Here is a 20,504-nt window from a genome sequence, read left to right on the forward strand (position 1 = left end):
CGGCTAGGGCCGGTAGGGATCCGGGGGCGCGTACGGGTGGGCGTACGGGACCTGGGGCGCCGGAGCGGAATAGGGCGACCGGGCCTGGTGGGGCGGGTGCGCCGGGTACGGGAACGGGGCCTGGTACGGCCCCGGGGGAGCGCCGCCGTAGGGGCCGTACGTCCCGTACGGGTAGGCCCAGGGCGGGGCGGTTCGGGGCACGGGCGGCGCCGTCGTCCGGGCCGCGTGGTCCAGGGCCGGGCGGGCCGCGTCCCGCCGGTGCCACAGCGCGTCCAGCATCTCCCGCTCGCGCACGCCGTAGTCGGCGCCCGCCCCGCCCCGGCGGCCGCGCCGGCGCAGGAACGCCAGTGAGGTCGCGTACGCCTCGTACTGGGCCACCGCGCGGGCCGCCTCCTTGCCGCCGTGCCGGCGCGCGTGCTGCCGGGCGACGCGGCGGGCCCGCATCGAGCCCAGCGCGTACGGCTCGGCGGGCGTCAGCCACCCGGCCGCCACGTAGGCGGGCAGCTCCGCGCGCACGGTGCCCAGTTCGCGCTGCCGGGTCCAGATGACCAGCCAGGTCAGCAGGCCGAAGGCGGGCACCATGAAGGCGGCGTACACGGCGTAGAAGCCCCACTCGCCGAAGGCGGCCGAACCGTTCCACAGGGCGTGCACGCCCATCGCGAGCAGCAGGCCGGACAGCGGGAGCAGGGCGCGGCGCAGGCGGTGGCGGCCGGCGGAGAGCGCGGCGGCGCCGAAGCCGATGCCGGTGAGCACGGTGAAGAGCGGGTGCGCGAACGGCGACATCACGACGCGGACGAAGAAGGTGGCCGCGGTGACCGAGGCGATGCCGCCGGAGCCGGTGAGCTGGTCGGTGCCGAAGGCGGTGCCCAGGTAGAGGATGTTCTCGGTGAAGGCGAAGCCGGTGGCGGTGACCCCCGCGATCACCACGCCGTCGACGATGCCGGTGAAGTCCCGCCTGCGGAAGAGGAAGACCAGGAGGACCGCGGCGGCCTTGGCGGACTCCTCGACGACCGGCGCTATCACCGTGGCCCCCAGGGTGTCCGCGCTCGCCGGGTCGGCGGTGGCGGTCGCTATCCATCGGGTCGCGAAGCTGTTGGCGACGATCGCTATGAGGGCCGCCGCGCAGGCGCCCCAGGAGAAGCAGAACAGCAGGTTGCGCCAGGGACCGGGGTCGACCCGGTCCAGCCAGCGGAAGGCGGCCGCCAGCAGCGGCACGGGCAGGACCGCGAGGCCGAGCCCGACCAGGAAGCCCTGGGTCCCGGTCTGTTCGCGGACCAGCGCGAGGATCACCAGGCCGGAGAGCGCGAGCAGGGTGATGAGCGCGCCGTAGCGCACCCAGGGGCGCTGCCACCAGTGCGGATGTGTACGCGGATACGCCGGCTGAGGCGTCGGACACGGGGGACTGGTGGCCACGGCATGGACCCTAACCGGTGGGGGGCTGCTCTTCGTGGGCGTCGCGAAGCGGTACGCGACGGAAGAGCAGGTCGTTCACCACATGTCCCTTGTCCAGTCCCTGGCCCTCGAAACGGGTCAGCGGCCGGTGCGCGGGACGCGGCGCGAAGCCGCCCCCGGGCGCCGTGTTCTCGAAGTCGGGGTGGGCCGTCAGCTCGTCGAGCATCTGCTCGGCGTACGGCTCCCAGTCGGTGGCGCAGTGCACGAGGGCGCCCGGCGCGAGCCTGGTCGCGGCCAGGGTCAGGAACTCGGCCTGGATCAGGCGCCGCTTGTGGTGGCGCGTCTTCGGCCACGGGTCGGGGAAGTAGACGCGCAGGCCGGAGAGGGAGCCGGGGGCGAGCATCTCGCGCAGCAGGATGATCGCGTCGCCGTTGGCCACCCGGATGTTGGACAGCCCGTGCCGCTCGGCGAGAGCGAGGAGGTTGCCCTGGCCCGGGGTGTGGACGTCCACGGCGAGGATGTTCGTGCCGGGGTCGGCCGCAGCCATCCGGGCGGTGGCCTCGCCCATGCCGAAGCCGATCTCCAGGACGACGGGGCGCGCGTCGCCGAACAGCTCGCCGAGGTCGAGGTCGCGCTGCCCGTCCACGTCCAGCCCCCACAGCGGCCACAGCCGTTGCAGCGCGTCCGCCTGTCCGGTGGTCACGCGGCTGCGCCGGGGCTGGAAGCTGCGGATCCGCCGCTCGAAGTGCGACCCGGCGGGGTCGGCCTTCGGGCCGTCGGGGAAGCGCGGCTCGCCCTTGGCGCGGGTGTGCCGCAGGGAGGCGCCGGCATGGGCGTCGGCGGGCTGGTGGGCGTCGGAGGCCTTGGGGAGATCAGACACAGTGCCCCCGATTTTACGGCCCGCGCGTGCCGGGCTCATGACCCTCCCAGCAGGGCCAGCGCCCTGCGGCCCACCTCCCGGCCGATCGGCAGGGCGGCGGTGGCGGCGGGGGAGGGCGCGTTCAGCACGTGCACCGCGTGGGCGCCCTCCTTGATCAGGAAGTCGTCCACCAGCGTCCCGTCCGCCAGCACCGCCTGGGCCCGCACGCCGGCCGGCGCCGGCACCAGGTCGCTCTCCGCCACCGCCGGCAGCAGTCTGCGCACGGCGGTGGTGAAGGCGGCCTTGGACAGCGAGCGGTGCAGCTCCCCGGTCCCGTACCGCCAGTGGCGCCGGGCGATGTGCCAGGAGCCCGGCCAGGCCAGCGTCGCGGCCAGCTCGCGGGGCCGGACCACGCCCCAGCCGTAGCCCTCCCGGGCCAGCGCCGGGACCGCGTTGGGCCCGAGGTGGACGCCGCCGTCGATCCCGCGCGTCAGGTGCACCCCGAGGAAGGGGAACGCCGGGTCCGGCACCGGGTACACCAGGCTCCGCACCAGCTCGGGGCGGGCCAGCTCGTAGTACTCCCCGCGGAACGGCACGATCCGCATCCCCGGGTCGTCGCCGGTCAGGCGGGCGATCTCGTCGCAGTGCAGTCCGCCGCAGTTGACCATGACGCGGGCCCGCAGCACCTCGCCGGAGCGGGTGCGGACGGCGACGCCGGTGCCGGGGCGGCGGTCCACCTGGCGGACCTCGGCGCCGTAGCGCAGTTCGGCGCCGGAGGCGTGGGCCAGCTGCCGGGCCACGGCGACGTAGTCGCAGACGCCGGTGGTGCCGACGTGTATGGCGGCGAGGCCCCTGACCTCGGGCTCGTACTCCTGGATCTGGGCGGCGCCCAGCTCGCGCACCGGAATGCCGTTCTCCCGGCCGCGCTGGACGAGGGCGTGCAGGCGGGGCAGCTCGGCGCGGTCGGTGGCGACGATCAGCTTGCCGGTGACGGCGTGGGCGATGCCGTACTCGGCGCAGAACTTCACCATCTCGGCGGCGCCCCGCACCGCGGAGCGCGCCTTCAGCGAGCCCGGGCGGTAGTAGACCCCGCTGTGGATGACGCCGCTGTTGCGCCCGGTCTGGTGCCGGGCCGGGCCCGGTTCCTTCTCCAGGACCGTGACCCGGGTGCCCGGGGCGGCGCGGGTGATCGCGTAGGCCGTCGACAGGCCGACGATGCCGCCACCGATCACCAGTACGTCGCAGTCGAACGCTCGTTCCATTCCCGGTCCACCTCCCGGCTCCGATAGTGCACTGCGCCACTGACAATGCCTTCAAACCCGGAAGCGGGCGGTGGATCAGGCCGGAGTCACCAGCAGCGGGCGCGCGCGCTCGCGCAGCTCCGCCACCCGCGGCTCGTCCCCGTACGGCTCCAGGCGGTGCAGGAGGTCCTTCACGTACTCGGTGGTGCGGGCCGAGGAGATGCGGCCGGCCACCTCGACCGCCCGCACGCCCTGCTCGCAGGCCGCGTCCAGGTTGCCCGACTCCAGCTCGGCCACCGCCGACACGACGAGCCTGAGCCCGTGCGAGCGTACGAACTCCTCCGTCGGCTGCGACAGGGCCTGCTCGGTGAAGCGGCGTACCTGGCGTGGTGCCTTCAGGTCGCGGTAGCACTCGGCCGCGTCGGCGGCGAACCGGTCGTAGGAGTAGAAACCCAGCCACGACGGGTCGCTGTCACCGGGACGGGCGCGTTCCAGCCAGCTCTCGGCGGCCTTGAGCGCGGCGCCGGCCGCCACCGCGTCGTTCGCCCGCGCGTGGGCGCGCGCCTCGACCAGCCGGAAGAAGCTCATGGTGCGCGCGGTGGCCAGGCCCCGGTTGCGCTCCAGGGCGGCCTGCGCGAGGTCCACGCCCTCGTCGCCGAAGCCGCGGTAGGTGGCCTGCAGGGACATCGAGGCCAGGACGTAGCCCCCCAGCGGGACGTCGGCCGCCGCGCGGGCCAGGCGCAGCGCCTGGATGTAGTAGCGCTGGGCCGCCTCCTGCTGGCCGGTGTCGAAGGCCATCCAGCCGGCCAGCCGGGTCAGCTCCGCGGAGGCGCCGAACAGGGCGCGGCCGACCTCGTCGGAGTAGGAGCCGAGCAGCAGGGGTGCCGCCTCGACGCGTAAGCACTCGGGGACCATCGACGAACGCCAGTCGCCGCCGCCGTACTTGGAGTCCCAGCGGCGCGCGTCCTCGGCGGCCTCGCGCAGTTTCTGCACATCGCTGTGGCCGACTTTGAGCGGTGCGCCTGAGCCCTCGGCCGGGCCCACGTCGCGCGCCACCGAGCTGTCGGCCGGGGTTATCAGCCATCGCGAGGCGGGTGTCGCGTACGCGCTCACCGCGAAGGAGCCCGCGAGCGACTGCCAGATGCCGCCGCCGGCCCGGCGTCCGGCTAGGTCGAGCCGGTACAGCTCGGTGGCGGACCGGACCGCCTGCCCGACGTCCCGGGGGAAGGCGAGGCCCACCTCGGGTGCGGGGTCCGCGTCCGCCAGGCCGATCTCGTGCAGCGGCACCGGGCGGCCCAGCTTCTGCCCTATGGCGGCGGCGATGAGGTGCGGCGCCGCACCCTGCGGCACCATCCCCTTCGACACCCAGCGCGCCACCGACGTCTTGTCGTAGCGCAGCGTCAACCCGCGCTGGGCGCCCAGGTCGTTGACGCGCCGGGCGAGTCCTGCGTTGCTGATTCCCGCGAGGGCGAGAACGGCGCCGAGCTTTTCGTTCGGCCCGCGTTGCTCCCTGGACATGCGCCACCCCTCGACACAGACGGCTGCCGCGCTGGCATAACCACGCGGCATTCGTAAACCCAGCGTAGTTCGCCGGATCCCAGGCGTTAAGAGGCATTGTTCCGGATGGCGGGATTGTGGTCCGTACTCAAGTGCGGTGCGTGCACGGTCCGTTGCGGCGTGCTCCTGGTGTGTGGCCGTGCGCCCGTCCGTGCGCTCTTCTCCGGCCATCGGGGGAGCGGTTCCATGGTCGGTGCGTGGGTCGGCCCGCTGTACTGGATCCAGCGGGCTGGGGGACACCGCCGCCTACATCCCCGCGGGCGGCGGACCGGCCCGGGGGGCGAGTCCCGCCTCCCGGGCCGAGCGCCGGCAGGCCGGCGGGGAGCTTGTGCGTCATCCGCACGCAGCGTGTTCGAGCGTGTCCGTGCGTCGTCGATTTGGCTGAAAACAAGCCCCGGTGTTCGGGACGTAGATCCGTCCTCACCACGGGAGTTGAGGGCGCGAGGGGGAGCCAAAACGGCGCGTTTCGGGGGCGCATTCGCATCGTCTTCGCGACCCCGGGTGGGGTGCGGAAGGAGTGCCGCAGGGCTACCGAGCGGAAGCGGAACAGGAGTTGGCGTCCCGGCCGGGTGACCGCGAGGACGCATTCACGGGAGCCCGTGCGGCTCCGCCGCTGCTCTGTGGCGCGCCCTTCATGGCAGCATGGGGAACCAGTTCGTACGGTGCACTGGTTGTCCCCAGCCTGTGGAGGCGTCGATGCGGTGGTTGGTGGGGTGGAGCAGTGCCGCCGTGGGAGCCGCGGGGATCACCGGCGCGGCCGGCTCCGCGGGCGCCACCGGCTACGACGGCGAGACCGTGCAGCCCGTCGGCGCCCAGCCGTTGTGGGGCGACCCCGATCCGCTGTGGGCGGTCGGCGACTGGCGCCCCGACGAAGTGCGCGTCGTCACCGCCGACCCGCAGACCCGGATCGCCGTCCTCGGCATCTGCGGCGCCTCCGACGAGCAGCTGCGGGTCGCCCTGTTCGCCGCGCGCGGCGGCGCCCTGCGGCACCTGACCGCGTGGCCCGGCAGCTACACCGCCGTCGTCCAGGTGGGCCGGCGGATCACCGTCTGCGGAGACCTCGCCGGGGCGCGGCCCGTCTTCCACACCCCCTGGTCCGGCGGCACCGCCTACGCCACCGCCGCCCTGCCGCTCGCCGACCTCGTCGAGGCCAACCTCGACTTCGGCCACCTCGCCGCGCTGCTCGCCGCGCCCGACGTGCCCGCCGCGCTGGACGACTCCACCCCGTACGACGGCGTGAAGCGCGTGCCGCCCGGACACGCGCTGATCCTGCGGGCCGGGGCGCGCGAGATCGCCGGGTACGAGCCGGTCGCCTCGCTCGCCGTCGCGGCGCCCTCCGCCGATCCCGACCGCGCGGTGGACGGGGTGCGCGACGCCCTCGTGGAAGCCGTGCGCACCCGGCTCGCCGCGCCCCGGCACGTCCCCGGGGACGGCATCGACCCCGGGCCCGTCCCGGGCATGGGGCCCGCGGAGCGGCGGGCCGCGCGCGGGATGCCGGTGCCGGGCATCGGGGCCGACCTCTCCGGCGGCCCGGCCTCGGGCACCCTCGCGCTGCTGGCCGCCGGGCTGCCCGGGATGCCGGGGACCGTGCTCGGACACGGCACCGGCGCGGGGGAGCGGCTGCTGGCCGTCACCTTCAACGACCTCGCCGCCGGCGGGCAGGAGGCCGAGCTGGTGCGGGCGGGCGCGCTGGCGGCCAATCCCCGGCTGCACCACGTGGTGGTCACCGGCGGGGAGGACATGCTGCCCTACGCGGACCTGGACGGGCCGCTCACCGACGAACCCGGACCGTCCCTCGTCGCGGCCGCTCGGCACCGGGCGCGGCTGGCGGCGGGCAGCGCGGACCACTTCACCGGGTACGGGGCGCGGGAGGTGCTGGACGCCCATCCGGCGCGCCTCGCCGACCTGCTGATGGACCGCAAACGGCGCCACCTCGTGCGGCCGGTCGCCGCGCTCGCCAAGGCCGACGGGTCCGTGCTGGTGCCCGCGCGCGTGTACGGGGCGGCACGGCGGCTGGCGCGGACGCCCTACCGGACGGGGCTCGAAGTGCTCGCCGAGCGGCTGCTGAGACGGCGGTTCGACCCGCTCGGGGACGGGGCGATGGACGCGTCCCTCGCCGCGCTGACCTGGGCCGGGGCCGGGCCGGCGGCGCGGTGGCTGACCGGAGAGGCGCTGGCTGAAGTATCGGTTCGCCTTCAGACCTCCTCGCAGCGGTCGGGGGTGGGGCCCGGGCAGCGGCCCGGTGACTTCCGCGCGCGTACGGCGCTGGCGCGGCGGGCCGCGGACGTGCGGGTGCTGGAGCAGGCGGCGGAGATCCGCTTCCAGCGGCTGCACGCGCCGTTCCTCGACAACCAGGTCGTGCGCGCGTGCCGGGCGCTGCCGGAGGCGCTGCGGGTGCAGCCGGGGGCGCGGGGGGTGATCCTGCGGACGGTGCTGGAGGGGGCGGGGGTGAGTGAGCTGCCGAGCGGGTGGGGGGCGCCCACGCAGGGGCTGGCCGCGACGGCGTCCCGGGCGGGGCTGCGGGTGTCCGCGGACTCGCTGCTCGGGCTCTTCGACACGCCGTTGCTCGCGCAGGCGGGGCTGGTGGAGGCGCGGGTGGTGCGCAAAGCGGTGCGGGCGGTGGCGGCGGGGGAGGCGCTGCCGCTGGACGGGGTGGCGGACCTGGTCTCCCTGGAGCTGTGGCTGCGGCGTCTGCTGGCCCGCCGCGGCACGTGCTGGACGGGCACGCCGGCACGGCAGCGGGCGGTGCCCGGGGGGATCGCGCCGGAGCGGGGGGCGTTGGGCGGGGCGGGGGCTGTGGTGCGGCGGGGGTAGGGGCGGGGTGCCTGCGGCGGCCTGTGGCTGGTTCGGTGGGGGTGCGCGTTGCGCCTTCGGTTGGGGGTGGGTCGGGGGTGCGCCGGGGGGTGTCCGTCCTCGGAACGGCGCGGAATCGGTGTCTCAAGATGTGCGGTCCGTTGACGCGCCAACCGCTGCGGGCGGACACCCCCCGGCACACCCCCTTCTCGCCGTACGCGGCCAACCCGCTTCGCGCTCTCCGCGGGCAGTCGTGCCGCCTGGGGCGGCACGGGTGGGCGCGGGCGGCACCCCGCTACGCCGGGCCGCGTCACCCCCTCCGGCCCCGCACCCACCCCGGGTGACATGTGAACGCCGGGCCGCGTCACCCATCCCCAGCGCCCGCACCCCCGCGTCCCGTCCGGCGACAATGAACCCGTGCGGTACAGAATCCTGGGAATCGCCCAGACGGAGGACCACGGCACCGTCACCACCCCCGGCGGGCCCCGCCTGCGCGCGCTGCTCGCCGCCCTCGCCCTGCGCCCGGGGCGCCTCGTCACCCCCGACACGCTGATCGACGAGGTCTGGGCGGAGGACCCGCCGCGGGACGCCCCGGCCGCCCTGCAGGCCCTGGTCGGCCGCCTGCGCCGTACCGTCGGCAAGGACGCCGTCGGCTCCGCCCCCGGCGGTTACCGGCTCGAGGCGGGGCGCGAGGACGTCGACCTGTACGTCTTCGAGCGGCTGGTCCGGCAGGGCACCGAGGCCCTGGAGGACGGCGACGCCGCCACGGCGGCCCGGCGGCTCGACGAGGCCCTCGGGCTCTGGCGCGGGCCCGCGCTCGCCGACCTCCCCGGCGCCGCCGCCCGCCCGGACGCCCTGCGCCTGGAGGCGACCCGCGCCCGGATCGAAGCCGGCCTGCGCCTCGGCGACGCCCACGACGCCGTACCGCGGCTGCGCGAACTGACCGCCGCCCACCCCTACGACGAACCCCTGCACGCCCTCCTCATCCGCGCCCTGCGCGCCGCCGGCCACGACGCCGACGCCCTGGCCGCCTACGAGGACGCCCGCCGCGCCCTGGCGGAAGGCCTGGGGACCGGGCCGGGCCCCCGGCTGCGCGCCCTGCACGCCGAGCTGCTCGGTGCTCCCGCCGCCCGGCCCGCCGAGCCTCCGGTGCCGGGCGGGAACATCCGGCCCCGGCTGACGTCCTTCGTGGGACGCGAACGGGAACTCGACGCCGTGCGGTCCGAACTGCGCACGGCCCGGCTGGTCACCCTCACCGGACCCGGCGGCTCCGGCAAGACCCGTCTCGCCGAGGAGGCCGCCGCCGCGCTGCCCGGGGCCCGCCTCGTCGAACTGGCCCCGCTCGACCGGCCCGAGGCCGTGCCCGGCGCCCTCGTCAACGCGCTCGGACTGCGCGAGACCGTCCTGGTCACCGGCGACCGGCCGTCCCTCAAGCGCGACCCCGTCGACCTGCTCGTCGAGTACTGCGCGCCACGCGCCCTGCTGCTCGTCCTCGACAACTGCGAGCACCTCGTCGACGAGGTGGCCCGCCTCACCGAGACGCTCCTGACCCGCTGCCCGGACCTCACCGTCCTCGCCACCAGCCGTGAACCCCTCGGCGTCCCGGGCGAGTCGGTGCGGCCCGTCGAACCGCTCGCCCCGGACCAGGCCCAGCGGCTCTTCGCCGCCCGCGCGAGCGCCGTACGGCCCGACGCGGCGGCCCTGCTGCGCGACGAGTCCGCCGTCGCCGAGATCTGCCGGCGCCTCGACGGGCTCCCCCTCGCGATCGAACTGGCCGTGGCCCGGCTGCGGGTCCTGACGCCCCGGGAGATCGCCGACCGGCTCGACGACCGCTTCCGCCTCCTCACCTCCGGCAGCCGCACCGTCCTGCCCCGCCAGCAGACCCTCCGCGCGGTGGTCGACTGGTCCTGGGACCTCCTCGACGACGCCGAACGCACCATGCTGCGGCAGCTGTCCGTCTTCGCCGGCGGCTGGGAGCTGGACGCCGCGGAGGCCGTCGGCACCGGCCCCGCGACCGACCTCGTCGGCTCCCTCGTCGACAAGTCCCTGGTCGTCGCCGCCCCCGGCCCCCACGGCACCGGCATGCGCTACCGCATGCTGGAGACCATCCACGAGTACGCCACCGAACGCGCCGCCGAGCGGCCCGGCCTGCGCGCCGACGCCGAACGCGCCCACCGCGCCTGGGCGTGCTCGCTCGCCGAGAAGGCCGACCCGCAGCTGCGCTCCGCCGGTCAACTGCCGTGGATCGCCCGCCTGGAGAGCGAGCACGACAACATCCGCGCCGCCCTCGACCGCGCCCTCGTCGCCGGTGACGAGCCGGAGGCCGCGGCCCTCGTCCTCGCGATGGGATGGTTCTGGTGGCTGCGCAACTACCGGCACGAGGGCATCAGGTGGTTCGACCGGACCCTGCGCCTCGGTGCCGCCCTGGACGCGAGCGGCCCCGAGGTGCCCGCGCCGGACGTCCTCGCGCGTCGCACGGCCGCCGCCGACCCCGTCGACGCCCTCCTCGCCGTCCCGGCGGACGACACCGGGCACCCGCTGCACGCCCTGCGCATGCGGGTCCGGATGATGCACCTCCTCCTCACCTTCGAGGCCGGGCCGGGCGAGGGGCGGCTGGACGAGCGGATGCGGCGCTACGTCGTCCGGCTGCGGGACCACTTCGCCGCCGGCGGCCCGGAGGCGGCCCGGGTGCCCGGTCTCATCTGGCCGCTCACCCAGTTCTTCGTCAGCGACTCCGACGACGTGCGCGAGGTCATGGACGCCTCCGTCGCCAACTGCCGTGTCCACGGCGGTGAGTGGGAGATCGCCGCCAGCCTCATGTTCCGCACCCACGCCGTGGTCGACTCCTCCGGCGGCCTGTCCGGCATCGACGAGGACCTCGCGGAGATGCGCGTACGCAGCCGCCGCATCGGCGACCGCCTGGTGGAGGCCCAGGTGTGCAGCGCCTTCGGCGAGCACGCCATGGCACGCGGCCACTTCGAGGAGGCCAGGACCGAGTACGAGGAGGCGCTGCGGCTCGCCGAGGAGGTGGGCGCCTTCGCGGAGTCGCCCTTCCTGATCGCCCGGCTCGCCGAGATCGCCTACCGCGCGGGCGACCGCGGCCAGGCACTCGCCGTGCTCGACCGGGCCGGCGCCGCCGCCGACCGGTACGGCGTCGTGGACTCCAAGGCCTTCGTCCTGATGCTGCGGGCCGGCCTCGCGGTGGAGGACGAGGACTTCGCGCGGGGGCGGGCCCTGTGCGAGGCGGCCCGCGCGGAGTGCGTCCGGGGCACGCCCCCGCCGCAGTTCCTGGCCATGCTGGGACTCGTGGACGCCCTCGTGACGGCGGGCGAGTCCGGCGCGGGCGAGGGGCTGCCGCTGCTGGTGGAGGCCCTCCGCGCGGCCGTACGCAAGCACTGCGCCGACCTGGTCGTGGCGGCCCTCGTGGACAGCGCGGCCGAACTGCTGGGCCGCCTGGGCGACCACGCCCGGTCGGCCCGGCTGCTCGGCGCCGCCGGACAGTGGCGCGGCGACCGCCCCCGGCCCATGCCCGACCGCGCACACGCCGAGCGGGCCGGCGCCGCCGCCCTGGCCGCCCTCGGCGAGGCGCGCCACGCCGCCGAGCAGGCCGCCGGCGCCGCCCTCACGCCGCGGGACGTCCTGGACGAACTGGACGAGGCGGTGGCCGACGCGCGGATGCGGCAGTCGGTCCCGTAGATCCCCTGGCGCCGCCGGGCGCCGCTAGGCGCAGGTGAAGCGCGAGCTTGCCCAGTCGGCCAGCGTCGCCGCGTCCAGGGGCCCGTGCGGCTCGGCCACCAGGCGTACGCTCTCGCGCCCCGAGACGTCCACGTGGACCGGTACCGCCGGGTCGCCGCCCGCCACCACCCCGGAGTTCCACAGCCGGACCCCGTCGGCGTGGACGGAGAAGCGGACCTTGCCGAGCTTCATCGTCAGGTCGTCGACGCCGACCAGCGCGTCGTAGGACGAGCAGGAGCGGTTGAGGTCGATGGTGACGGAGGAGCGGCCGTGCACGGTGACCCCGTGCGCGTACCGCACCTCGCCGACCGACAGCGCGGAGCGCTGCCACACCCAACTGCTCCCGGCCAGCCGCATCTCGGGGCCGGTGCCGTCGCCGGTCACGTCGTACGCCAGCTCGTTCCACTGGTAGACGGTCCGGGCCGGCGGGGGCGGTGGTGGGGGCTTCGGGGGCGGTGTCGGGTCGGGGGTGGGCGTGGGGGGTTTCGGGGTCGGTGTGGGTGTGGGCTTCGGGGTGGGGGTGGGGGTGGGTTCGGGTGACTCCGGTGTCGGGGTGGGCTTCGGGGGCGGTGTCGGGTCGGGGGTGGGTGCGGGGGGCTGGGGGCGGGGCGGGCGCGGTGAGGGCGCCGGGGAGCCGGGTGGCGGCGGAGGGGCCGGGGCGGAGGCGGGCGGGGCCGCGTTCGCGGGGCGCTCCGCCGGGTCGTCGGCGCCTGCCAGCGCGAAGACCAGCGCCGCGGCGGCGGCCACGGCGACCACTCCGGCCGCGATGCCCGCCTTCACCGGCGCGCCCAGCCCTTCGGAGGCCGCGGCGCCGCCGCCCGCGCCCGAACCGCCGCCCGCGCCACCGGCCGCCGCGCCCGCCGCGCCGACACCCGCGCCGCCCGCGATCAGCCCGGCGGCCTTGGCGTACCCGGCGGCTCCGAACCAGCCGATGACGGCGAGCGGCACCACGCCCGGGATACCGCTCGCGACCTCCTCGATCTGGGTCGCGGCCAGCCGGCACCGCGCGCACTCCTCCAGGTGCTTGCGCAGCCCGCGTTCGGCCCGGATGCGCAGCCTGCCGCGCGCGTACGTGCCGAGCTGGTCGGCGTAGCGCGCGCACTCCTCGTCGGCGGCGAGGGTGTCGCTGACGTGGGCCTGGAGGTAGGCCTGCTTCAGACCCTCCCGGGCCCGGCTCGCGAGCACCCGGGTGCCGTTCGCGTCCAGGCCGAAGAGCATCGCCACCTCGCTGGGCGACTCGTCCTCGACCTCGGTGTGCCAGAGCACGGCCTGCCACCGCTCCGGCAGCGAGCGGAAGGCGCGCATCGCCATCGACTGCTCGGCCTGCCGCATGGCCCGGACGTCGGCGCCCAGCTCCAGGGTGTCGTCGTCCGGGCCCTTGGAGGTCCGTGCGGCCTGGGTGGCGAACACCGCGAAGTCGTCGACCAGTTGCTCCCGGCCGGCCGAGCGGGTCCAGCCGGCGGCCACCCGGCGGACGGCGGTGAGCAGGTAGGCCCGCACGGCGTGCTCGGGCCCCGAACCGCCGCGTACCGCCTGGAGCATGCGGGCGAAGACCTCGGCCGTGAGGTCGTCCGCGGTGTGGGCGTCGCGGCAGCAGGTACGCGCGTACCGGCGCACCGCGTCCGCGTGGCGCCGGAACAGCTCCTCGTACGCCGTGTCGTCGCCCGCGCGCATGCCCTCGATCAGCTCGGCGTCGGACGCCGGGACCTCGCGCGGCGGCGGCAGGATGCCGGGGTCCTCGGAACCGGGGGCCGGCGGCAGGACGCTGTCCTCGTGCAGCTCGCGCTGGGCGGGCACGGCGGATCCGGCGGCACCGGCCTCGGCGGCGCCGGCACCCGGGCCCGTCCGGCCCGCGTCGCCCGCGGGGGCGCCGCCGCGCGGGGAGCCGGCCCGGCCGCCCTGGCCCGGAACCTGCGGTGAGCCGGCGGGACCGGTGCCGCCGGGCCCGCCGTCGCCGTCACCGAGTGACCCGCCCCGCCCGTCAACGCTCATCGCGGAAAGCCCCCGCCGCCTGCCCACCCAGTCCGAACACGGCGTCAGAGTGCCATATTGGCTTTTGTTCAGGACCCCCGAGCGCGGATCACCACTCGTCCGAGGGGACTTGTGGTCCGGCGGTAATGACGCTCAGCAGTTCGGGGAAGGATCAGCGCCCCCGGGAGCGGCCCCCGACAGGGGGGCACCCCGGCGCCGCCGCACGGGCACCCCGGAGGCCGTGCCCGAAGACACCTGGTCCCGCCCCCGACTGCCGCAACCGTCAGGCCGGACGCGAGCGCAGCCCCTCCAGCAGGATGTCCAGCAGCCGGGCCGAAGCCGCCGCCTGCTGTGCCGGGTCCGGCAAGGAGGGCGCCGCGGTGGCTATCACCAGCAGCACGTCCGACACCGTGACGCCCGACCGCAGTTCGCCCGCGGCGCGCGCCCGCTCCACGAGCCGGCCCACGACCTCCAGCAGCGCCACCGCGCCGTGATCGACCTCCACGGACGCCTGCGCACCGGCCGCCACCGGCTCCTCCGGCACCAGCCGCAGCTCGCCCGCGCCCGGCTGTATCCGCTGCTGCGGCACCCGCGGCTCACCTGCCGCGAGGGCGCCGTCGACGCCGTCAACGACCTGGGCGCCGTCGGCCTGATCGGCCACCCCGACGCGCAGCACCTGCGGCGGCAGCAGCCGGCCGGCGCCCGAGGCCACCGACGTACGCAGGAAGCGCGAGAGCGCCGACCACGGTTCGTCCTCCTGCCCGAGCGCCGCCCGGGCCTGGTCGGTCAGCCGCGCCGTCTCCTCCTCGGCTATCCGCCGGACCAGCACGTCCTTGCTCGGAAAGCGCCGGTACACGGTGCCGACGCCGACCCGCGCGCGCCGGGCCACGTCCTCCATCGGCGCGCCGTAGCCCAGCTCGCCGAAGACCTCGCGGGCCGCGCGGAGCACGTGCTCCAGATTGCGCTGGGCGTCCACGCGCAACGGCGCGCTCCGTGCCGCGTCTCCGCGTGTGCCGCCCGCCGTCGCACTCATCGCGCCACCGGGCGCGACGGCCGACGCGGACGACCAATGAGAATCCTGCACATGCATAGACAATCCCCCGGTAATGACGTCTCCCCCCGGAGACTCTCCCCGCCATCGAATGCCGGAGTGCGCAGAACCGGCCCTGCCGCGGTCCGCCCGTCGCGGACCCGGCGGGCGCATCCCCCAGCACCCCGTCGGAAAGAACATAGTTGAGCGAGGGTCAATTCAGAAGGGGCACGTTCCGCACAGCGCGGCCCCCGATCGGAGCACGGATCGCATACGCGCCGAATGTGCCGCCTCGCACCCCCTCCCGCACCCCCGCTGACCTGCGCGACCGCGCCTCGGCACGGTCTCGCGCCCCCGCACGCGCCTTCGCGATCTCCGGTCACACAAATCGACGAGCCTGTGGACAAACGCAAGCGCCGGGTGCGTCATGGGATGGTGAAGGAACGTGCGCGCATTCTCGTTGTCGGCGGTGGCTACGTCGGGATGTACACGGCCCTGCGTCTGCAGCGGAACCTCAGGGGTGAACTCCGGCGGGGCGAAGCCGAGATCACGGTCGTCACCCCCGACCCCTACATGACGTACCAGCCCTTTCTCCCCGAGGCGGCGGCCGGCTCCATCTCCCCGCGGCACGTCGTCGTGCCCCTGCGCCGCCTCCTCGGCCAGTGCCGCGTCGTCATCGGCGAGGCGCGCTCCGTCGACCACACCGAGCGCACCGCCACCATCACCACCCTCGCCACCGACGAGGAGGGCACCGGCGCCCGCCGGCTGCCCTACGACGAACTCGTCCTCGCGCCCGGCTCGGTCTCCCGCACCCTGCCCGTCCCCGGCCTCGCCGACCACGGCGTCGGCTTCAAGACCGTCGAGGAGGCCATCGGCCTGCGCAACCACGTCCTCGAACAGATGGACATCGCCTCCTCCACGCGCGACCCGGCCGTCCGCGACGCCGCCCTCACCTTCGTCTTCGTCGGCGGCGGCTACGCGGGCGTGGAGGCCCTCGGCGAGCTGGAGGACATGGCCCGCTACGCCGCGCGGTACTACCACAACGTCACCCCCGAGGACATGAAGTGGATCCTCGTCGAGGCGTCGGGCCGCATCCTGCCCGAGGTCGGCGAGGACCTCGGCCGCTACACGGTCACCGAGCTGCGCCGCCGCAACATCGACGTGCGCCTCGACACCCGCCTGGACTCCTGCACCGACCGCGTCGCCGTCCTCAGCGACGGCTCCCGCTTCCCCACCCGCACCGTCGTGTGGACGGCCGGCGTCAAACCCCACCCGATCCTCGCCGCCACCGACCTGCCCCTCGACGACCGCGGCCGCCTCACCTGCACCGCCCACCTGTCGGTCGACGGAGCCCCGCACGCGTGGGCCGCCGGGGACGCCGCGGCCGTCCCCGACGTCACCGCCGCCGAACCCGGCCGCGACTGCGCGCCCAACGCCCAGCACGCCGTCCGCCAGGCCAGGGTCCTCGCCGACAACGTCACGCACGCCCTGCGCGGCGAGCCCCTGGAGACGTACGCGCACAAGTACGCCGGCTCCGTCGCCTCCCTCGGCTTCCACAAGGGCGTCGCGCACGTCTACGGCCGCAAGCTCAAGGGCTACCCCGCGTGGTTCATGCACCGCGCCTACCACCTCAGCCGCGTCCCCACCGTCAACCGCAAGGCGCGCGTACTGGCCGAATGGGCCCTCGCCGGACTCTTCAAACGGGAGATCGTCTCCCTGGGTTCACTCGAACATCCGCGGGCGGAGTTCGAACTCGCGGCCGGTGGAAAGCCTTCCCAGGAGCCACCGCACAACCCGAAGGGGTCGTCCTGACCGGACCCGGGAACTCCCCCACCCGCCGCCGCGTCTGACGGATGTCGGCCCGGCCGGCACCCTGCCAGACTGGTCCACCACCGCGGGCGCGCCGCCGCTCGCCCCGCGCGGCCCCGGGTCCCGGCCCGACCCGGCCTCCGGCCGCCGACAACTACACGAGGCAAGGATTCGTGAACTTCACGCGCTGGAGCGCCCGACTCCCCGGAACGCAGCGCCGCGCCGCAGCGCGGACCGACCCCGCGGTCTCCCCGGACCGCCGCCCCGACGGCTCCGTACCCGCCGCCCGCGTCGAGCAGCTGACCGACGAGGCCCCGCCCGTCCCCGCCGTGGACGACCTGCCGGTGCGCGACGTCCTCGGCCGCGTCCCGGCCCTGGTCGCCCTCGTGCACGGCCCCGACCACCGCCTCGCCTACGTCAACGACGCCTACGTCGCCGCCTTCGGCATGCGCGACCTGGGGGCACGCGCGCGTGAAGCCCTCCCCGAGCTGGACGAACCGGGCCTCTTCCCGCTCCTGGACCAGGTCCAGCGCAGCGGCAGACCCCGCACCCTCAAGTCCCGCAAGGCCCCCGACGGCCGCTCGTACACCTTCACCTGCACCCCGGTCACCGAGGGCGACGGCAGCGGCGACCGCGGCGTCCTGGTGTTCGCGACCGACGTCACCGACCACGCCGAGGCCGCGGCCCGCCTCCGCGCGAGCGAACGCCGCCAGCGCGAGACCGCCGTCACCCTCCAGCGCTCCCTGCTCCCGCAGGAACTGGAGGAACCCGACGACCTGCGCGTCGCCGCCACCTACCACCCCGGCGGCACCGAGGCCGCGGTCGGCGGCGACTGGTACGACGTGATCACCCTCGGCGGCGGCCGCACCGCGCTGGTCATCGGCGACGTCATGGGCAGAGGCGTCCGCGCCGCGGCCGTCATGGGCCAGCTGCGTACGGCGGTCAGGGCCTACGCCCGCCTCGACCTGCCCCCGCACGAGGTGCTCCAGCTCCTCGACGGCCTCGCCACCGAGATCGACGCCAACCAGATCGCCACCTGCGTCTACGCCATCCACGACCCCAACGAGGGCCGGCTGGTCTACGCGTCCGCCGGGCACCTGCCCATCCTCGTCCGCGACGAGAACGGCACGGTCCAGCGCGCCGACGAGCCCACCGGCCCCCCGCTCGGCACCGGCGGCTGGGTGCACACCTCCGGCTCGATCTCCCTGGCCCCCGGCTCCACCGCCGTCCTCTACACCGACGGCCTGGTGGAGCGCCGCGACGAGGACCTGGACGAGGGCATCGCCGCCCTGGAACGCGCCCTGTCCGGCGCGACCGGCACCCCGCAGGTGATCTGCGACCGACTGGTCCGCTCCGCCGGCGTCACCCCGGACCACGACGACGACGTCGCCGTCCTCGTCCTCCAGCACCCCGCGCGCACCGGCGCCGACGCGGAGCTGTTCCGCAACGCCGCCCTCGAACTGCTCGGCGGCGTGGAAGCGGCCCCCCGCGCGCGTGCCTTCGCCTCCGGCGTCCTGGCCAGCTGGCGCTTCCCTCCCGACCTGCACGACCTGGGCGTCCTCGCCACCAGCGAGCTGGTCGCCAACTCCCTCCAGCACGGCACCCCGCCCATGCGGCTGCGCCTGCGCCGCACCGACCGGCGCCTGATCATCGAGGTCACCGACGGCGACGACCACCTGCCCAGGCGCCGGCGCGCGGAGCCGGGGGACGAGTCCGGCCGGGGCATCGCCATCGTCGCGACCATCGCCACCAACTGGGGGTCGCGGCGCACCCCCGGCGGCGGCAAGGCCGTCTGGTGCGAGTTCGTCCTGCCGAAGCCGTGACGGACCGGGGCCCGCCACGGCCCCCCACCGCCGTGGATCAGGCCTCCGCGGCCGCCACCGTGTCCGCGGGCGCCCGGCCCTGCGTGACCACCCGGCTGCGGGCCAGCGACGGCTGGTTCTGCACCTCCGTCAGCTGCCGTCCCAGCCGCACCGCCAGCACCGTGATGCCCAGCGAGAACAGCAGGAACGCCACGATGTACGGAGCGTGCAGCGAGGCCCCGAGCGGCCCGCCCACCGCTGGCCCGATCGCCAGCGCGAGCTGCTTCACCAGGGCGAAGGCGGAGTTGTACTGCCCGGCCAGGCCGGTCGGCGCCAGGTCCGCCACCAGGGGCGCCAGCGTCGGCGACAGCATCGCCTCGCCGAGTCCGAACAGCGCGTACGTCGAGATGAAGGCGGCCGTCGCCATCGTCTGGCTGCCGTGCCCGAGCCCGGCGTAACCGGCCACGGCCCACGCCACGGCCCAGATCAGACCCACGGCGGCGATCACGCGCGACCGCTTCCGCCGCTCCACGAACTTCAGCACCGCGAACTGCGCGACCACGATCATCAGCGTGTTCGCGGCCAGCGCGGTCCCCAGCGCGGACGTGGTGATCCCGGCGGCCTCGACGCCGTACGCGCTCAGCCCGGACTCGAACTGGCCGTAGCAGGCGAAGAACAGCACGAAGCCCAGCACGCACAGCTGCACCATCGCGCGGTTGCCCAGCAGCTGCTTCCAGCTGCCCCCGGACGCCTGGCCCGGAACGGCCTCCACGCGCGGGGCGCGCGGCACCCGCACGGTCGCCATCACCGCGACCAGCACCAGGAACATCGCCGCCTCGATGGCGAACAGCAGGGTGAAGGACGAGGCGCTGGTCGCGTCGACCAGGTGACCGCCGATGAGCCCGCCGACGCCGAGCCCCAGGTTCTGGAGGAAGAACTGCATGGCGAAGGCGCGCGACCGCGTCTCCGACGTGGAGCAGTCGACGATCATCGTCGCGAGCGCCGGCTGCATCACGGCCTGCCCCGCGCCCAGCGCGGCGGCGGACAGCAGCACGGTCGCCGCCGAGGCGGACAGGCCGAGGCTGAGCGCGCCGAGCGCGGCGGTGACCAGGGCGGCGAGCAGAACCGGCAGCGGGCCCCGCCGGACGATGGCCCGCCCGGCGAACGGCAGCACGATCAGCGCGGCCACGGCGAAGACGGCGAGCACGAGGCCCGCCGTCATGGAGCCGAGCCCCCGGACCTGCGCCACATAGACGTACAGGTAGGGGACGGTGAAGCCGAGTCCGAACGCACTGAGTGCGTTGCCCACGTGAATCCGGCGCATCGCGGCGCCCATTGCCCTGGTCACGTTCACCCTCTCCGGGTCGATCGCTCCAGCCGTTAGAGCTGAAGACTTAGAAGCTAAAGTTCGAAGGTAAAGAGTACATAGTGAAGGACTTCAAGGCAAAGGAGAGTCGTGCCATACTGCGGCCATGGGCGACACCTCAGGCGCCGGCGAACCGCCACTCGAAGAACAGATCGCCGCCTACCAGCGCGAGTTCCAGGACCTCGACCCCCAGGTCGAGAAGATCGTCTCGGCCCTGTCCCGCCTCAACCGCCGCATGAACGTCGCGTACGGGCGGCAGACCGCCGACCTGGGCATCAGCAACACGGACTGGGAAGTGCTCAAGGCGCTGGTCCTCTCCGGCGCCCCCTACCGGCTGGGCCCCGGCGACCTCGCCAAGCGGCTCGGCCTCACCCCTGCGGCGATGACCCATCGCATCGACCGCATGGTCACGGAGGGGCTGGTCACCCGGGAGCGCGACGAGACGAACCGGGTCCGCGTCATCGTCGAGCTGACGTCGGAGGGTCGTGAGAAGTGGCTGGAGGCCATGCGCCTCGCCTCCGTCTTCGAGGAGGATCTCCTCCAGGACCTCTCTCCGGACGACCGGACCGCCCTCGGCGAGGTGCTGACCCGGCTGCTGCGCAGGGTCGAGCACGCCCAGCCGGACGCCGGCGGCCGGCTCAGCGACCTCGATTAAAGATCTTGACAGGGACGCTTGACAGCCTCCTGCCCGATCCGTAAAGTTCTTCGGGTTGCCACGGCGCCGTAACGGTTCCGCAGCATCACCTCCGCCGCAGCAGCGGCAACCAAACCACCAGCACGAGCACCCAATGGGAATGACTTCGGCATGTCCGAATTCCATTCCGAATGGCGCTCGACGGCCAGGTAGACCCCGATTGGGAAACACCGCCAAGGTCCGCTAAGGTTTGAGACGTCGGAACGGCCCAACAGCCGGGAAGACAGCCCCCTCTGACGGGGAATCAGAGCCCGA

The 20,504-nt window shown here is 75.1% G+C and carries 12 protein-coding genes; 5 read left to right on the forward strand and 7 right to left on the reverse strand.

Features of this window, described 5'->3' with window-relative positions:
* Positions 1–3 precede the first annotated feature (3 nt).
* The 4 genes from IE108_RS02925 to IE108_RS02940 form a co-directional block, all read right to left on the reverse strand.
* The gene (locus IE108_RS02925) at positions 4–1,413 is read right to left on the reverse strand and encodes a PrsW family intramembrane metalloprotease (RefSeq protein WP_064728664.1); all 1,410 of its coding nucleotides are present in this window, start codon (positions 1,411–1,413) and stop codon (positions 4–6) included.
* Between the two features lie 10 nt (positions 1,414–1,423).
* A complete protein-coding gene (trmB, locus tag IE108_RS02930; RefSeq protein ID WP_064728663.1) occupies positions 1,424–2,311 on the reverse strand; it encodes a tRNA (guanosine(46)-N7)-methyltransferase TrmB in 888 nt (295 codons plus the stop codon).
* Entirely contained in the window at positions 2,308–3,513 is a 1,206-nt protein-coding gene (gene lhgD, locus IE108_RS02935) for an L-2-hydroxyglutarate dehydrogenase (protein WP_064728662.1), read from the reverse strand. Before lhgD ends, trmB begins: the two co-directional genes overlap by 4 nt.
* Before the next feature lie 75 nt (positions 3,514–3,588).
* On the reverse strand, positions 3,589–5,010 hold the full coding sequence (locus IE108_RS02940; RefSeq protein ID WP_064728661.1) for an NsdA family TPR-like regulatory protein: 1,422 nt from the start codon (positions 5,008–5,010) through the stop codon (positions 3,589–3,591).
* A 735-nt stretch (positions 5,011–5,745) separates the two neighbouring features.
* Between IE108_RS02940 and IE108_RS02945 the strand changes: the two genes are divergently transcribed.
* Both IE108_RS02945 and IE108_RS02950 read left to right on the forward strand, forming a co-directional pair.
* Positions 5,746–7,863 (forward strand): asparagine synthase-related protein, encoded by a 2,118-nt coding sequence (locus tag IE108_RS02945; RefSeq protein WP_189397565.1) that lies wholly within the window; start codon positions 5,746–5,748, stop codon positions 7,861–7,863.
* A gap of 396 nt (positions 7,864–8,259) precedes the next feature.
* Positions 8,260–11,538 carry an ATP-binding protein gene (locus IE108_RS02950; protein ID WP_064728659.1) on the forward strand — a complete coding sequence of 1,093 codons (3,279 nt, stop codon included), beginning with the start codon at positions 8,260–8,262 and terminating at the stop codon, positions 11,536–11,538.
* 24 nt (positions 11,539–11,562) lie between these two features.
* On the opposite strand, the gene IE108_RS02955 is transcribed toward IE108_RS02950, so the two are convergent.
* Both IE108_RS02955 and IE108_RS02960 read right to left on the reverse strand, forming a co-directional pair.
* Positions 11,563–13,569, reverse strand: a complete 2,007-nt coding sequence (locus IE108_RS02955) for a sigma-70 family RNA polymerase sigma factor (RefSeq protein WP_189397566.1) — start codon at positions 13,567–13,569, stop codon at positions 11,563–11,565.
* Between the two features lie 262 nt (positions 13,570–13,831).
* Positions 13,832–14,638: a TetR/AcrR family transcriptional regulator gene (locus tag IE108_RS02960; protein WP_079163567.1), complete on the reverse strand. Its 807-nt coding sequence runs from the start codon at positions 14,636–14,638 to the stop codon at positions 13,832–13,834.
* A gap of 372 nt (positions 14,639–15,010) precedes the next feature.
* On the opposite strand from IE108_RS02960, the gene IE108_RS02965 reads away from it, so the two are divergent.
* On the forward strand, positions 15,011–16,390 hold the full coding sequence (locus IE108_RS02965) for an NAD(P)/FAD-dependent oxidoreductase (RefSeq protein WP_064728656.1): 1,380 nt from the start codon (positions 15,011–15,013) through the stop codon (positions 16,388–16,390).
* 170 nt (positions 16,391–16,560) lie between these two features.
* Entirely contained in the window at positions 16,561–18,210 is a 1,650-nt protein-coding gene (locus IE108_RS02970) for an ATP-binding SpoIIE family protein phosphatase (protein ID WP_064728655.1), read from the forward strand.
* A 37-nt stretch (positions 18,211–18,247) separates the two neighbouring features.
* Here the strand turns inward: IE108_RS02970 and IE108_RS02975 are convergent, their stop codons facing one another.
* On the reverse strand, positions 18,248–19,525 hold the full coding sequence (locus tag IE108_RS02975) for an MFS transporter (protein WP_064728654.1): 1,278 nt from the start codon (positions 19,523–19,525) through the stop codon (positions 18,248–18,250).
* A 136-nt stretch (positions 19,526–19,661) separates the two neighbouring features.
* Here IE108_RS02975 and IE108_RS02980 point away from each other — a divergent pair, with 136 nt between their 5' ends.
* A complete protein-coding gene (locus IE108_RS02980) occupies positions 19,662–20,210 on the forward strand; it encodes a MarR family winged helix-turn-helix transcriptional regulator (RefSeq protein ID WP_064728653.1) in 549 nt (182 codons plus the stop codon).
* The last annotated feature ends 294 nt before the right edge of the window (positions 20,211–20,504 follow it).

This window comes from Streptomyces parvulus (assembly GCF_014648855.1).
Classification (GTDB): domain Bacteria; phylum Actinomycetota; class Actinomycetes; order Streptomycetales; family Streptomycetaceae; genus Streptomyces; species Streptomyces parvulus.

Bases quoted from the DNA above. Each gene is read 5' to 3' on its own strand.
- IE108_RS02975 (WP_064728654.1), bottom strand. From the start codon at position 19,525: ATGGGCGCCGCGATGCGCCGGATTCACGTGGGCAACGCACTCAGTGCG.
- lhgD (WP_064728662.1), bottom strand. From the start codon at position 3,513: ATGGAACGAGCGTTCGACTGCGACGTACTGGTGATCGGTGGCGGCATC.
- IE108_RS02945 (WP_189397565.1), top strand. From the start codon at position 5,746: ATGCGGTGGTTGGTGGGGTGGAGCAGTGCCGCCGTGGGAGCCGCGGGG.
- IE108_RS02955 (WP_189397566.1), bottom strand. From the start codon at position 13,569: ATGAGCGTTGACGGGCGGGGCGGGTCACTCGGTGACGGCGACGGCGGG.
- IE108_RS02980 (WP_064728653.1), top strand. From the start codon at position 19,662: ATGGGCGACACCTCAGGCGCCGGCGAACCGCCACTCGAAGAACAGATC.
- IE108_RS02940 (WP_064728661.1), bottom strand. From the start codon at position 5,010: ATGTCCAGGGAGCAACGCGGGCCGAACGAAAAGCTCGGCGCCGTTCTC.
- trmB (WP_064728663.1), bottom strand. From the start codon at position 2,311: ATGAGCCCGGCACGCGCGGGCCGTAAAATCGGGGGCACTGTGTCTGAT.
- IE108_RS02960 (WP_079163567.1), bottom strand. From the start codon at position 14,638: ATGCATGTGCAGGATTCTCATTGGTCGTCCGCGTCGGCCGTCGCGCCC.
- IE108_RS02965 (WP_064728656.1), top strand. From the start codon at position 15,011: ATGGTGAAGGAACGTGCGCGCATTCTCGTTGTCGGCGGTGGCTACGTC.